We start from the raw sequence: 14,575 nt of genomic DNA on the forward strand, positions 1-14,575 counted from the left end.
TTGCGGTGAAATCGGGAAAAAACTGGGGGAATTCAACTCAACACGCGGAGCTCGAGAGAAAATTCGTCGGCGCAGTTAAAGTCCTGAAGCAATCCAAACAAGCCGGCCAAATTCAGCCAACGCTTGGCATTTGTTACGGAAGGTTCAAGACGGTGGACAACGGGAAATTCCTCCACATCGGGGGCCAGAGCTTCTGGCACCTTCTCTCCGGAGATCGAGACCTGTATACGGACATCGTTCAACCGCTCGGACATCAGGCGGACAAGTTCAACGAAGAATTTGAGGAACAAAAGAACAACGCTTATAACCGGATGACCCGCGAGTTCACGAATGAATACTGCGACGAGCACGGGGCGATCAACTGGAAAAAGGTTGTGCAGTTTGTCTCGGAAAACCTTCCTTACTGATCGATCAGCAAAACCGTTCCCGGAAAAACCCGGGCGAATATGATGGACAGGAGAGACTGAGAGGATTTCGATGTCCAGGACACAATCGGCCATGGTGGAGTTAGGAACGGTGGCTCCCGCGTTTGAACTGGCGGATGTAGTGACGGGAAAGGCCGTTGGACGAGACGATGTAGCCAAAAACGGCCTTCTGGTGATGTTTATCTGCGTCCATTGCCCTTATGTGAAGCACGTCGAGGCAGAACTGGCCCGTATCGGCGCGGACTACGAGGGAAAGATCGGCATCGTCGCCATCTCGTCAAACGACGCTGTCGCCTATCCGCAGGACGGCCCTGAGGAGATGAAGGCCCAGGCCGAGCGGCTGGACTTCCGCTTCCCTTACCTGTTCGACGAGTCGCAGGAGGTGGCACGCTCTTATGACGCCGCATGCACACCCGATTTCTTCCTCTTCGATGCCGAGATGAAGCTCGTCTACCGGGGACAGCTGGACGAGAGCCGACCGCGGCGGGGAGACTTCGGCAACGATACTCCGGTCACGGGCAAAGACCTGCGCCAGGCCCTGGACGACGTGATCGCCTGCAAGCGGCCGGACACGAACCAGCGGACCAGCCTTGGCTGCAACATTAAATGGCGTGAAGCTTAAACCTTGAAAAAGAGGACCTATGCAGGATGTGCTTGAGCAGTTGAAGGCGGGGATTCGCCAGTTTCAAACGACGGTGTACTCCGAACAGGCGGAGATGTACCGCAAGGCGGTAAGCGTACCGCAGGAGCCGCACACGCTCTTCGTGGCCTGCGCGGACTCGCGGATTGAACCCGAAACAATCACGCAAACGAAGCCGGGCGAGCTGTTTGTGCTACGCAATATCGGCAACCTGATTCCCGCCTATGGCGAGATGATGGGAGGCGTAAGCGCGGTGGTCGAGTACGCAGTCACCCTGTTGAAGGTGAAGCATGTGGTGGTCTGCGGCCACGCCGATTGCGGAGCCATGAAGGGTCTGCTCGCGCCTGACAGCGTCACGGCGATGCCCGCCGTCAAAAACTGGCTGAAGAATGCGGCGACGGCGATGAGTGTAGCTGAGGCCCTTGGAGCCAAAGACGAGGCGCCTGAGGCGCTGATGCGCAGCGTCACCGAACAGAATGTCCTGCTCCAGATTCATCACCTGCGCACGCATCCATCGGTGGCTGCCGCCATGGCGCGAGGGGAGCTGACCATCTCCGGCTGGGTCTATGAGATAGGCACAGGCGAGGTGCGTATCTCCGCTGGCGGATCGAACGAGTTCGTACCCGTAGCGTAAACCGTTTCGACACGACATAAAGCAGAAGGCCCCTCCGTATTACCGGATGGGGCCTTTCTTCTGCTACTGGGAGAGCTGGCTGGCTCGAGTGCCATCGGAGCCGTGAATCTTAACTAGCTTGTTGTAGACGCCGATGAGCAGGAAGGGCGCCGCCCACTGGCCCACGAAGAGGGCGGAATGAGACTTCTTCGCTGCGGAAAAGCCGAGCGAAACTGCCATCGAGGCCAAAGCAAGGCCCAGATAAACGCTGGAGGGAACCTGTGCTGTGAACTTTTCAATCGCGGCTGTTACCTGATCTTCATGCGCCTCGCCTTTTGCTACGCGGTAATCGGTCATAACGAAAATCTCCTTGTGACACAGTCTGTCTAATAAGAAGAGATGCCAAAAACCGTCTTCGCGTAATGCGGCAAGTCATAACGAGAGACGATTTTTCATCTTGCGAAGGTTAGCGCCGATTTTTGTGATGGGCGTCTAAAACCATTTCAGCTTGCGCAAGATGACCAGCAACAATGCCGTGCACACGACGGTAAGTCCGCCCACATAAAGGCCCCGTTCGGAGAGTTCTCAAAGGGCAGGCCCTTGAGGTTCATGCCATAGATGCCGGAGATAGCGATCACTGGCAGCGCGATGGTGCCGGGGTCGCGTTGCAGGTGCAATGAGGCATCGCAGGTGTTGACGAGGACGCGAAGACCGGCATTTCTGGGCTGTCATCGAGATGGACCGGCTATCCCCTGCCCTTTTCGATGTGCGTAATCTCGCCGTCGCGCATATGCAGGATGCGGTCGGCAATCTGCGCGGCCTCGCTATTGTGCGTAATCATCAGGACGGTCTGCTTCAGATCACGGCTCGACTTGCGAAGCATCCCCAGCACGGCGTCGGAGTTCTTGGTATCGAGGTTGCCGGTGGGCTCGTCGGCGAGCACGATGGCAGGCCGCGTGATGAGTGCCCGGGCAATGGCAACACGCTGCTGCTCGCCGCCAGAAAGCTCGTTGGGCCTGTGGTCGAGTCGGCCATCAATACCCAGCATGTGGGTAAGTTGATCGAGCAGCGGCCTGTCGATCTCCTTTTTCGGGGAGCCGAGGTTCGCGATATCGTGGGCAATCTCGATATTGCCCATCGCCGAAAGCGTGGGCAGCAGATTGAAGCGCTGGAAGACGAAGCCGATCTTGGCGCGGCGCATCTTGGTGCGCTGCCCGTCGTCGAGCGTGGCAAAGTCGACGCCGTCGATGCAGACCGAGCCGCTGGTCGTGTGGGTGAGGCCGCCTAGAATATAGAAGAGCGTCGATTTGCCGGAGCCCGAGGGGCCTACGATGGCCACAAATTCGCCGGGCTCGATGGCAAAGCTGACTTTGCGGAGCGCCGTGACTGCGAGTTTTCCGGAGCGATACGTCTTGCTGAGATCCTGCGCGAGAATGATGGGTGCCATGTAGTTACTATGAAGTTTATCGCGAGTGAGGATCTGAAATGAATTTTCGGGAGTTGCTGCTGCTTGTGCTGGCGGGTTGGACGGCGGTCGGCGCGGCCGGAATCACGATCTCGCTGGTACGGAAGGAACGCCGGAAGGCGGCATGGCACTCGCTGTGGATCGTCGCGGTTTGGGTGATCTATGTGACGGTTCTGCTGTGGACTTCGCTGACGAAGCCGCAAAAAGTAGTAGCTCTCGGGCAGGACCGGTGCTTCGACGAGATGTGCTTCGCGGTGACCAGCGTACAGGAGCTGCCAGGCTACCTGATTCAGGATGGCAGCAAGCTGATTCGCGTATCAGTACGCATCTCGAATCATGGCAAGGAGAAGATGCAGAGCGAAGGGCTGATCCGGGCATATCTGATCGACAAGCAGGGGCGGCGGTGGGAGGAATCGACCGCGGTCTCAGGCGTCCAACTGACAGCGAAAGTTGCGGCAGGAGACTCTGTATTGAGCCAGCCTGTATTCAAAGTAGCGGGAGATGCCACTGGGCTGGGGCTGGTATTTACCCGCGGTCAGCGTCAGCCGGGAGTGCTGGTCATTGGAGATTCCGACAGCCTGCTCCATCAACGGACAGTGGTTTGGCTGGGCCAATAAGTTCTGGAAACTCTTTCTGACTTAAGAGGGTCGACCATTATGCAGGGATAGTGCCAATCATCAGCAGCGACTGCAGCGTCACATCTTCAAGAAAACTGATTTCGAGACGGATGGTGACGACCTGGCCCAGATCGGCCGGAGTGGCAAGATTTTTGCGGCAGGTGCAGAGATCGGTGAGCGCGAGATGGCCCGCACGGGTCAGCTCGAGGCCGGAGGATACGATGGAGGCGTAGAGATCGACGATGGAGCGAAGTTGTATTTCAAGGCGGATCTCCATCATGGAGGGAGAGAGCGTCCGGCGGCAGAGGACCCAGCCTCCGCAGTCAGCCAGCGCGGAGGTCAGGGTGGGGAGCAGTCCTTGCCGCTCTTCGTAGCTGAAGCTCTGTATATCAAGAAGTTGCATCGTATCCTGTAGCCGCCGGGGGCGAGAAATTTCTGCCGTTAGGCTGTTCATCGGAGAGGATCGTGAGAAGCGTGATAGAGACAACGCACCGTAGTCATGTGACGGCAGGGAGTATCGGAAGTGCTCGGAATGGACGCGCACAGTTACTACAGTTACCTAAGGTTGATGAGATAAACGGTGGCGAGGTTGGACGGGCCGAAGGAGATGCCGAATGGTTCTTGGATTAGGCACAGATTTAATCGAGATCGAGCGCGTCCAGCAGAGCCTCGCCCGTTTCGGACAACGCTTTATGGACAAAGTCTTTACCGAAGGCGAGATTGCTTACTGCCAGCAAAAGAAGCACGCCGCGGAGAGTTTTGCAGCCCGATTTGCAGCCAAAGAGGCAGCAGCCAAAGCACTGGGGACGGGCATCGCCCGTGGAATCAGTTGGCGGGAGATCGAAGTGCGTCGCAACCCCGGCGAACGGCCCACGCTGCATCTCACGGGAAGGGCGGCGGAACGCGCTGATTCCATGGGTGTGCGCCATTTGCAACTGAGTTTGACCCATAGCCGCGACGTCGCTATGGCCGTCGTCATTGCAGAGAATTGAAACCATTGCCCAATTTCATGCATCCATTGAAAGCAAGCGCTTTATGCATTGGGAGCGATAGAAGAAGATATGCCGGACAGCGGCCCGGCTGATGTATCCTCTCATTTACCAGGTACCCTGCTGCCTGTGTCGCATCCCGTTGAAAGATATTTGAAGGAGAGCTATGCCCAGCCAGCAGGAGGTCAGATGGTCGCAGTTGAAAGTGGGCGTGATTGTACTGGTTTCGTCAGTAATTCTGGTGACGCTGCTGTTTCTGATGACCAGCGCCTCGGGGTTGGGGCTTTTCTCGCATAAGCTGACGATCCCCGTCTATTTTGAGAACTCCGCAGGCCTGAAAGAAGGCGCTGCCGTAAACCTTGAAGGCGTTACTATCGGCACCGTGAAGAGCGTAACGGTGGTTAATTCGCCCAGCCGCAAACTGACCCCGGTCAAGGTTGTCCTTAAGCTCGACGAAAAATATACCGCCAGCTTGAAGAAAGACTCCAAGGCGTCGTTGACCACGGTGGGCGTGCTCGGCGATACCGTCGTCGACATCAACAGCCAGTTTGCCGTTGGGCCTCCTCTCAAGGATGGCGATGAGTTGACGACACTGGAGACTCCGAGCATCACCGATGTCGTCAAAGCGAGTCAGGGCACCATCGAGAGCCTGAACGTGATTCTGTCGAAGATGAATGTGATCGTCGACAATCTCCAGTCAGGCAAAGGCTCAGTCGGCCAGCTGATCAATAACCCGGATCTGTACAACAAGGCCAACGCGACCGTGGACGAGCTGTTGACGCTCGAGAAGAACCTGAACAACGGTCGCGGCTCCATCGGCAAGCTGATGACGGACGACACCATGTATAACCGGCTGAACGACGCTGCCGGAAAGCTGGAGAACATTGCCAACGATCTGAATAGCGGCAAGGGCTCGGCGGGGATGCTGCTCAAGGACGACTCGCTTTACAAGAACCTGAACTCGACGCTCATCCATGCCAACTCGATTATGACGGACGCGGACGCGGGCAAGGGCGGCCTTGGCCTGATGCTGAAGGATCCGAAGTTCCGGAATGACTTGAGCCATACGCTGGAGCAGGTCAATACTTTGGTGAGTGGCATTAATGACGGCAAGGGAACGCTCGGCAAGCTCACAACGGACGACCAGGCCTACAGCAATCTGAATAATCTGCTGAGCGCGAGCACCGACCTGGTGACGACCATTCGGAAAGACCCGAAGAAGTATCTGACTATTCATTTGAAAATCTTCTAGGCTTCCCTCTGCACAAGACTAAAGAGTCCAGGCTTCGGCCTGGACTCTTTGTTGCACCCAGTCACTTCGACCACCCCTCACGCTTCTACTGTTGACCCACCAAGCTTTGTAGCAAGAAAGGCGCGGTTTATGCTGAATCTATCAATATTGCACCTTCGCCATTTTCAGGGAGACTCATGACCTTCAAATATTTCGCTGCATTCCTGGTGCTAGGCAGTGGCCTTTGTCTCGGCCAGTCCTCGACCCCGGCAAATAAAGCAGGCACAGGGCTGGCGCCCACGTCCGTACCGAAGGAGCCCATCAGCTTCGACCTCTCGGGAATCGACAAGACCGCCGATCCCTGCACCGACTTCTATCAATATGCGTGCGGCAACTGGAAGAAGGAGAATCCCATTCCCGCCGACCAGACGCGTTGGGGCCGCTTCAATGAGTTGGCGGAACGCAACAACTATCTTCTTTACCAGGATTTGAAGGCGGCAGCCGACACTCCGAAGACTCCACTGCAAAAGAAGTACGGCGATTACTTCGCCGCCTGCATGAACGTCGATCTGGCTAACCAGCTCGGCGCGAAGCCAATTGAACCGGCGCTGAAGACGATCGCCAACTGGAACGACAAAAAGACATTGGCCACGCTGCTGGGAACGATGGAGAACAAATACGCCGTCGGCTTCTTCTTCGACTTCGGCTCCGAACAGGACCAGAAGGATTCGACGCGGCAGATCGGCGCGCTGGACCAGGGTGGCCTCGGCCTTCCCGACCGTGACTATTACCTCAACCAGGACGAGCGCTCCAAGACACTCCGCGAACAATACGTCGCGCATGTGACCAGGATGTTCGTGCTGCTTGGGGACTCGCCCGCACAGGCTGCGACCGAAGCGCAGAGTGTGATGACCGTGGAGACAGCGCTGGCGCAGGGTTCGATGGCGCGCGTCGAGCGTCGCAATCCCGCGAACGTGTATCACGTCATGACCATCGCCCAGTTGCAGACCATGACTCCGGACTTCAACTGGAAGGTCTACCTCGACGCCAAGAAAGAGGGCGGCCTCGAGACCGCCAACATTGTCTCACCCGGCTTCTTCAAGGCAATGCAGCAGCAGATCGACGCCACCAGCGTCGATGCGTTGAAGAGCTACATGCGCTGGCACACGGTCCATCGCTTCGCTGCCAACCTCAGCCAGCCCTTCGTCGAGGAAAACTTCGACTTCTACGGAGCCACGCTGACCGGCCAGAAAGAGATCACGCCGCGATGGAAGCGCTGCACCGTCGCCACCGACCGCGCCATGGGCGAGGCCGTCGGGCAGGACTGGGTCGCCAAAAACTTCCCTCCCGCTGCCAAGGACAACATGGACAAGCTCGTCCATGCGCTCGAAGTCTCTCTTGGGCAAGATATCCAGCATCTCGACTGGATGAGCGACGCCACCAAGGTACAGGCGGAGAAGAAGCTCGAGGCCTTCCGCCAGAAGATTGGTTATCCCGACAAGTGGCGCGACTACTCAACCCTGGTGGTCAAGCGAGACGACCCCGTCGGCAATGTGGAGCGGGCCAGCGCCTTTGCCGATCGCCACGACCTGAACAAGATTGGCAAGCCCGTCGACGAGAAAGAGTGGGACATGACGCCACCCACGGTGAACGCCTATTACAACCCGGCGATGAACGACATCAACTTCCCTGCCGGAATCCTGCAGCCCCCCTTCTACGACTTCAAGGCTGATCCAGCGGTCAACTTCGGCGGCATCGGCATCGTCATCGGCCACGAGATGACGCACGGCTTTGACGACCAGGGGAGCCAGTACGACGCGCAGGGTAACGTGCGCAGCTGGTGGACGCCGGAGGACAAGAAGAAGTTCGACGAGCGCACCGACTGCGAGGTCAAGGAGTACGACAACTTCGAGGTCGCTCCCGGCCAGAAGCTGAACGGCCGTCTGACGCTGGGTGAGAACACGGCGGACAACGGTGGTCTTCGCATCGCCTATGCCGCGCTGATGAGCACGCTGGCCGAGGAGAACAAGTCGACGACAGAAAAAATCGACGGCTACACACCGGAGCAGCGCTACTTCATCTCCTGGGGGCAGGTCTGGTGCGAGAACACCCGCGAACAGGCCGCTCGCCTGCGCGCCAAGACCGATCCGCACTCCAGCGGCCAGTGGCGCGTTGATGGAAGCGTGCAGAACTTCGACGAATTCGGCAAGGCGTTTGGCTGCAAGGTCGGCCAGCCGATGATGCCGGAAAAGAGCTGCCACGTCTGGTAACCAGGCTGGTAAATTCCACCAGCGCTGACATAAGGCCCGGATCTCGGTCTGGGTCTTTTTGTCGCGCAAAACGGGTCCGGCGACGTAACCATTGGCTGGTGACCAGAAACTTCGGCAAGGAATGCGTTCCGGGAAGTGGCATAAAGTCGCAACAGCTTCTACAATTGGCGAAGGAATCGTATCCCTACAGAGTTGCTCGCGGCAGAAGGTGATCGAACAAGATCACTGGCGAGGTTAAGGAAGCGCATGAAGTTGAGCAGGATTGGCCGGGTTTCAATGGCCTTGGTAGTGTCCGTAGCGATGGGTCTAGGCATGACGGCGTGCGGTGGCGGCACCGTCGGTTTCATGTGGGTTCTTGGCACGCAGTATAACCAGATCGCCGCTTTCAAGATCGACGATTATACCGGTAATCTGACAGAGATTCCGCATGCACCGTTCACCTCCGGCGGGTCGAATCCTGTCTCGCTGGTCGTCCGCCCCGGTGGACGATATCTCTACGTGGTGAACGAGGGTGTTACCCCGACTTCGGGCAATAACTCGGGACCGCAGCAGTGCGGCACCAACGGTAGCGGCATCGCCGAGTTCAGCATCGGCGGCGACGGCGTCCTGACTTTCCAGCAGTGCTTCGCCAGCCAGGGTACGACGCCTGTCTGGGCGCAGATGGACAGCACCGGCTCCTTCCTTTATGTTCTCGACCAGCAAGCGCCTGGAACTGATTGCACTCTTGGCGCCCCGGCCGCAGGATGCTTCGGCGACATCACCGTATTTGCGGTCGCCAACGACACCGGGCGTCTGACGCTGGTGCCGAACAAGCAGATCAAGAACACGGACGGCACCCAGCTAACCTACTTCCCGGTCGGCAATACTCCCATCATGATGAAGGTTGCCGGCAGCGGATGCCTCTTCACGGTGGACTCGGGCGACCAGACGGTCTTCCCGTACAGCATTGGCGCGGCAGGTCAGTTGACGCTGCCCTCCAACACAACCATTCAAACCAATGCGGGCAGGCTGACCTCGATCAATGCGGGTTCGCAGTATGTCTACCTCACGGATGCGGGTGCTACTTCTGACAGCCCGGGTGGTTACATTCTGCCTTACACGGTTGGAACGGGTTGCGCCTTGAACGTGGTGACCGGCGGCAAAATAGCGAACCTTGGCCAGACGTCAAACCCCGTGTATTCGATGGTCGACAGCAGCAATAAGTACCTCTACGTTGCCAACCAGTCGTCGGCTAACTCGAATGCTCCCGCCTACAGCTCGATCTCGGCGTACACCATTGATGGAACGACCGGCAAGCTGCAGGAGATTCCTGATACGGGCAACAATCCCTACCAGGTTGGCGCAGGCCCGGTGTGCATGGTCGAAGATCCTTCGAACCAGTACATGTTCACGTCGAACAACGTGGACGGCACCGTCACCGGCTTCAACCTCGACAAGAGCACCGGCGAACTCTCGAATCTGAGGAGAGGCTCTAAGTTCACTGCGACAGGGTTGTCGACCTGCCTCGCGGTCAGCGGCAATGTTAACTAGCTGGCAGCATGCCAGCTAAAGCCACAGGACAGGGTGTCTGCATGAGCCCTGAATTGTTTTTTTGAAACAGCAGAAGCGGGCGGAAACGATTTGCCCCGGAGCCAGGTAAGCATGAAGTTGAATAACATAGGCCGTGGTGCACTGGCCTCGATTTTGTCTCTTGCAGTTGGTCTTGGCGTAACGGCTTGCAGCCGCGACTACACGTTGGCATACGTCTATGTGACCACTTCAGCCCCTCTTTCAGCCAGCTCTTCGACTGATGGCGGCGTCAGCGCCTTTGCCGTCGACTATCAATCCGGCGCTCTCACGCCGCTGGCGGACTCCCCGATCGCGGCAGGAAAGAAACCGGTAACACTGGTTGTCGGACCGGCCAGCGCGAACGGCCAGTTCGTCTACGTGGTCAACCATGACGACTCCACCGTGATGGAGTTCTCCATCGGAACCGACGGCAAGCTGTACCTGAAGAACACCTACAACACGACCGGCAGCCTGCCCACAGCAGCGGCCATCGATGCTGGCGGCAAGTACCTCTACGTTGCCAATACCTACCAGAACGGGCCGAATAACACGCAGCTCTATACGGCTGGCTCCCCCGGACCGGGCAGCGTCACCATCTTCGGCATCGCAGCGGATGGCAGTCTGACCGTGGCAGGAACCCAGAACGTCGGCAACCTTCCGGTCGGCATTGTGACCAGCAAGGTCAACAGCTTCGTCTACGTGCTGGACCAGGAGAATGCAACCACCGCCAGCCCGCTGGGCGTTATTCTTGGCTACGCCGAGAACACCTCGACCGGCCTTCTGACGCCGACCACGGACGGTACCGTTGTCCTGAACGGCGTCCCTGTCCTCAACGGCTACCCCGCCGGAACCACCCCCAGCTCGATCGCTGAGGACCCCTCGGCACGGTTCGTCTATGTCACCGACAAGGCCACCAACCAGCTTTACGGCTACCTGACCGGTACCGCCGGGCAGCTTGCCACGATGACCAATGGACCGTTCGCAACCGGAACCTTCCCGGTCAGCGTGACCGTCGATCCACGAGGCAAGTACCTGTACGTTGCCAACTACAACGACAACACGGTAGGCGCCTATGCGATCGACATCGCAACCGGAGCCCCGGTGAGCTCGGTCGGTTCGGCCACGACGTCGGTTGGAACGACCCCCACCTGCATCGCCATCGAGCCGGCTCTCGGCAAGTACCTGTACGTTTCGAACTACCTGGACGGAACGATCAGCGGCGAGGCACTCAACTCCCATAACGGCGGCCTGACCGCGGTACAGAACACGCCCTTCCCCACCTCCGGTCTTCCGACCTGCGCAGTGGCGGTGGCTAACGGTTCATACGGTCATCCCAACCAGATCATCAACCCCTAAGAGCACGCAGTTGCTGTAACGAAAAGCCCCGCGATTGCGGGGCTTTTTATTGCCCACCGCGAGTCTGTCAAGTATCTCCCCCTGCTTACTCTTCGAAGAAAACGACTTATCTCTGGACTTTGAGCCACTCTCACATGAATTCAAGAGCCCGGCGCGATGGCCGGGCTCTTGAATTTACAACTTCTTTTGCAATCGTACGCCACTGATTTATTAGAGGGTGTTCGATTTACGACTTGACAGAGTTTTTCACATTGGGGGGAGCGCTGTAGCTGGAAGGGAAGGCATACCCCACAGGGGCTAAGGAAAGATACGCCAAGACTGAAGCCTTGGCGTACCCAGAAGCAAGTGCAACTACAAAGACAGCGGCAGCGGCGACAATGCTCAGGACGAGGTGGTCTGGGTGGCGCGGGGGCGGGTTGAGAGGTGGGTAAGTATCAATCTGCGGGCTGGATTCTCAACGAAACGGAAGGCGGCCAGCGAAAAGAGGATCACAAACGCGTAGGAGAACCAAGGGTCAAGGGCAGCCACGTGCAGATGCTGCGACAGGTGGTACTTGCGGACAAGGATCAGCACGTTGAAGTGCAGCAGGTAGAGGCAGTAGCTGCTTTCGCCGACGATCAGCAACGGCCGGCAAGCGAAGACAGCCGCCACCGGGTTCACTCCGCTAAGGCCAAGCACAAGGGCAGCGAAGAGCGGGATGAGCAGCCCGCCGTGCATCAGAAGATACGGCAGGTGTTCGACCAGTCCGTAGAAGACCACCAGCAGGGCTCCCACACTGGCAGCGGCGACGGCAAAGCGCTGGCGTGGCGTGATGGAGAGCACATGCTGGAGTTTGCCCAGGATGACCCCCACCAGAAACGTGCAGACGTAGGGCAACGGTGTGAATTTGAGAAAACGAACGAGATAGGTGGAGGTGTAACGGGTTACGGGGCCGGTGAGGTGATCGGGGTTGAGCAGTATATAGAGGCTGTGCGGCACCATTCCGATGGCCCAGATTGCCATCAGCAGGGCGATGAGGCGTCCTGCGGTCTTGGGCCAGGGGATGCGGATCAGCCACGGAAAGGCGGCGTAGAGCATAACCTCGCAGGAGAGCGTCCAGGCGACGGTGTTCCAGAAGGTGGCGAGGTTGGGACTCCAGCCCTGCAGGAGGAAGGGAGTGAGGACGATTCCCTTCCAGAATTCGGCGTGGCTTCGGACAGCCCACTCGTCTTCGAGCATCTTGACGGAGACGATGAGGGCGAGCAGATAGATGGGGTAGAGGCGGGCAAAGCGGGCGACCCAGAAGTTGCGCCTGTTGAAGCTGGAGCCACGGTCGGCATAGTTGTAAGTGAGGATATATCCGGAGATAAGGAAGAAGACGCCGACGAAGATATAGCCGTTATCGACGAAGGGGTAGAGCGGGCCGAGATGCGAAGGGGTGAAGTGGAAGAGCACGATGCTGAGGGCAAGCAGGGTGCGGATGCCGGTCAGGGCCGGAAGGGGTGGCTTGCGGGTGGTGGCAGGAGCTGCGACGGTAGCGGTGGTTGGCAAAATGCGGGTTTCCTGTTGCGACTGATCTTTAACGTAGATGCTTGGATGATGCGCCAGGCAGAGGTCAAGACAACAGGAAAATGACGCAGCTTCTGCGGTCGATGCCGGGTGCTTCGGGAACGGCGTTTCAGGCAGTGACGAGCGAGCCAAGTTTTTCGCCGCCGACCACGCGGACGATGTTTCCCTGCTCTTTCATGCTGAACACCATCATGGGCATATTGTTGTCCTTGCAGAGAGAGACGGCGGTGGTATCCATGACGCGGAGGTTGAGGCGGAGAATGTCGTTATAGGTGATCTGGTCGAACTTGGTGGCGTCGGGGTTGGTCTTGGGGTCGGCAGTGTAGATGCCGTCGACGGAGGTGGCCTTGAGCAGGATGTCGGCCTTGATCTCCATGGCGCGCAGGCTGGCGGCGGTGTCGGTCGAGAAGTAGGGGTTGCCGGTGCCGGCGGCGAAGATGACGATGCGGCCTTTTTCGAGATGGCGCATGGCGCGGCGGCGGATGTAAGGCTCGGCGACCTGGTGCATCTCGATGGCGGACATGACGCGGCAGGTGAGGCCACGCTTTTCGATGGCATCCTGCAGGGCGATGGAGTTAATGACGGTCGAGAGCATTCCCATGTGGTCGGCAGCGACGCGGTCCATGTCGATGGCCTGCTGGGCAACGCCACGGAAGAAGTTGCCTCCACCGACGACGATGCCGATCTGGCAGCCGAGCGCGTGAGCGTCTGCGATCTCTTCGGCTATTTTGTGAATGAAGATTGCGTCGATGCCGAAGCCGCTGCCTGCGGCAAGGGCTTCTCCGGAGAGCTTGAGGAGGACTCGCTTGTACATGTCAGGCTTAAGTATCGCATGGAGTAAGGAGAAGGTCTCGAACTGGGTTTAGACTGAATTACTTGGAGACATCAGACCCATGACTAATCCGGCATTTGTAACTACGCCAATAACAGATGAGCGCTATCGAGAAGCCGCTAAAAAACTTTGGTGCAGTGATGAGTTGGAGATCGACCCTGAGGCTATGGTCAGTTCGAGTGATTCTGGCGCGTGGGTTCATGCGTGGGTCTGGGTGAGTAGCGATGAATCCGTAGTTGAAAGCATAGCCATTGAGGTGTGACGCCGTAGTGGCAGTTTAGCGCGGTAAACGCTTTGGGAATCGCCCGCATTTTATTGCGAACATATCAGCATCAACGACAAGAATGGTTGCGATATTCAATGGCGGACGATAGAAAGATCGGAACACCGTGGCAGGACGATGAACTCAACGCGATCATTGCTGATTATTTCGTGATGCTTGCCGCCGATATTGCTGGAAGACCATACGTTAAATCCAGACATAGCGCGGCACTTATGGCCCAAATTGGCCGCACTCATCGATCAGTTGAGTTCAAGCATCAGAATATCTCTGCCGTTCTCGATGAACTCGGATTACCGTGGATACCCGGCTATATGCCCAAGAGGAACTACCAAAATGCTATCTTCGACGCCATCGACCGTTATCTTATCCTGCATCCAACAATTCTCGAATTGACTCCAACCGAGCCTACAGTAGTCATCGCCGAATCTGCCGTCTTTGTGGATCCTCCGATCGCTACAGTTGCCGACCAGAAAGTTCCTGAGCGCCTGCGGCGTCTGGTGCGAAAGTTTGATCCAGTGGAGAGAGACCATCGTAATCGAATCCTGGGCAAAGCTGGAGAAGCTTTTGTCGTCGAACTTGAGAGAGCAGTGCTCGCAGGGGCCGACCGCGTCGACTTGGCGCGAAAGGTGCGATGGGTGGCAGCGGAAGATGGAGATGGTGCAGGCTATGACGTTCTTTCATTCGAACCTGATGGACGCGAATGCCTGATTGAGGTGAAGACTACAAACGGTTCGGCACGAACGCCATTTTTCTTAAGC

The 14,575-nt window shown here is 57.7% G+C and carries 17 protein-coding genes; 11 read left to right on the top strand and 6 right to left on the bottom strand.

The features are described 5' to 3' along the window. The 3 genes from VMU57_RS19615 to VMU57_RS19625 all read left to right on the top strand — a co-directional run. Positions 1–407 (top strand): PmeII family type II restriction endonuclease (locus tag VMU57_RS19615; RefSeq protein WP_325386507.1); only part of this gene is annotated, 407 nt, incomplete at its 5' end. A 70-nt stretch (positions 408–477) separates the two neighbouring features. Beyond that, positions 478–1,047, top strand: a complete 570-nt coding sequence (locus tag VMU57_RS19620) for a thioredoxin family protein (RefSeq protein ID WP_325386509.1) — start codon at positions 478–480, stop codon at positions 1,045–1,047. Positions 1,048–1,066: 19 nt separating this feature from the next. Next, complete coding sequence (locus tag VMU57_RS19625) at positions 1,067–1,699, top strand: carbonic anhydrase (protein ID WP_325386511.1); 633 nt, start codon at positions 1,067–1,069, stop codon at positions 1,697–1,699. A gap of 63 nt (positions 1,700–1,762) precedes the next feature. Here the strand turns inward: VMU57_RS19625 and VMU57_RS19630 are convergent, their stop codons facing one another. The 3 genes from VMU57_RS19630 to VMU57_RS19635 all read right to left on the bottom strand — a co-directional run bounded on the left by VMU57_RS19630 (position 1,763) and on the right by VMU57_RS19635 (position 3,125). Next, positions 1,763–2,035: a hypothetical protein gene (locus VMU57_RS19630; protein ID WP_325386513.1), complete on the bottom strand. Its 273-nt coding sequence runs from the start codon at positions 2,033–2,035 to the stop codon at positions 1,763–1,765. Positions 2,036–2,181: 146 nt separating this feature from the next. Beyond that, a complete protein-coding gene (locus tag VMU57_RS23215) occupies positions 2,182–2,289 on the bottom strand; it encodes a hypothetical protein (protein WP_414648692.1) in 108 nt (35 codons plus the stop codon). A gap of 134 nt (positions 2,290–2,423) precedes the next feature. After that, positions 2,424–3,125, bottom strand: coding sequence for an ABC transporter ATP-binding protein (locus VMU57_RS19635; RefSeq protein WP_325386515.1), 702 nt, complete (start codon positions 3,123–3,125; stop codon positions 2,424–2,426). A gap of 38 nt (positions 3,126–3,163) precedes the next feature. Here VMU57_RS19635 and VMU57_RS19640 point away from each other — a divergent pair, with 38 nt between their 5' ends. Beyond that, positions 3,164–3,760, top strand: a complete 597-nt coding sequence (locus tag VMU57_RS19640) for a hypothetical protein (protein WP_325386517.1) — start codon at positions 3,164–3,166, stop codon at positions 3,758–3,760. Positions 3,761–3,797: 37 nt separating this feature from the next. Here VMU57_RS19640 and VMU57_RS19645 read toward each other — a convergent pair whose 3' ends face one another. Next, positions 3,798–4,163, bottom strand: a complete 366-nt coding sequence (locus VMU57_RS19645; protein WP_325386519.1) for a hypothetical protein — start codon at positions 4,161–4,163, stop codon at positions 3,798–3,800. 211 nt (positions 4,164–4,374) lie between these two features. On the opposite strand from VMU57_RS19645, the gene VMU57_RS19650 reads away from it, so the two are divergent. The 5 genes from VMU57_RS19650 to VMU57_RS19670 all read left to right on the top strand — a co-directional run bounded on the left by VMU57_RS19650 (position 4,375) and on the right by VMU57_RS19670 (position 11,154). Continuing rightward, positions 4,375–4,752, top strand: coding sequence for a holo-ACP synthase (locus VMU57_RS19650; RefSeq protein WP_325386521.1), 378 nt, complete (start codon positions 4,375–4,377; stop codon positions 4,750–4,752). A 163-nt stretch (positions 4,753–4,915) separates the two neighbouring features. Then, positions 4,916–6,001, top strand: a complete 1,086-nt coding sequence (locus VMU57_RS19655; protein ID WP_325386523.1) for an MlaD family protein — start codon at positions 4,916–4,918, stop codon at positions 5,999–6,001. Between the two features lie 176 nt (positions 6,002–6,177). Then, a complete protein-coding gene (locus tag VMU57_RS19660; RefSeq protein WP_325386525.1) occupies positions 6,178–8,250 on the top strand; it encodes a M13 family metallopeptidase in 2,073 nt (690 codons plus the stop codon). A 276-nt stretch (positions 8,251–8,526) separates the two neighbouring features. Further along, a complete protein-coding gene (locus tag VMU57_RS19665; protein WP_325386527.1) occupies positions 8,527–9,780 on the top strand; it encodes a lactonase family protein in 1,254 nt (417 codons plus the stop codon). 111 nt (positions 9,781–9,891) lie between these two features. Further along, positions 9,892–11,154 (top strand): lactonase family protein, encoded by a 1,263-nt coding sequence (locus tag VMU57_RS19670; RefSeq protein ID WP_325386529.1) that lies wholly within the window; start codon positions 9,892–9,894, stop codon positions 11,152–11,154. Positions 11,155–11,535: 381 nt separating this feature from the next. Here the strand turns inward: VMU57_RS19670 and VMU57_RS19675 are convergent, their stop codons facing one another. Continuing rightward, a complete protein-coding gene (locus VMU57_RS19675) occupies positions 11,536–12,684 on the bottom strand; it encodes an acyltransferase (RefSeq protein ID WP_325386531.1) in 1,149 nt (382 codons plus the stop codon). A 127-nt stretch (positions 12,685–12,811) separates the two neighbouring features. Then, positions 12,812–13,516 carry a UMP kinase gene (gene pyrH, locus VMU57_RS19680; RefSeq protein WP_158910126.1) on the bottom strand — a complete coding sequence of 235 codons (705 nt, stop codon included), beginning with the start codon at positions 13,514–13,516 and terminating at the stop codon, positions 12,812–12,814. Positions 13,517–13,595: 79 nt separating this feature from the next. Between pyrH and VMU57_RS19685 the strand changes: the two genes are divergently transcribed. Continuing rightward, positions 13,596–13,796 carry a hypothetical protein gene (locus VMU57_RS19685; protein ID WP_325386534.1) on the top strand — a complete coding sequence of 67 codons (201 nt, stop codon included), beginning with the start codon at positions 13,596–13,598 and terminating at the stop codon, positions 13,794–13,796. Positions 13,797–13,894: 98 nt separating this feature from the next. Further along, the coding region (locus tag VMU57_RS19690; RefSeq protein WP_325386536.1) for a DUF3883 domain-containing protein at positions 13,895–14,575 on the top strand (681 nt) is incomplete at its 3' end.

Source organism: Edaphobacter sp. (assembly GCF_035532915.1).
Classification (GTDB): domain Bacteria; phylum Acidobacteriota; class Terriglobia; order Terriglobales; family Acidobacteriaceae; genus Edaphobacter.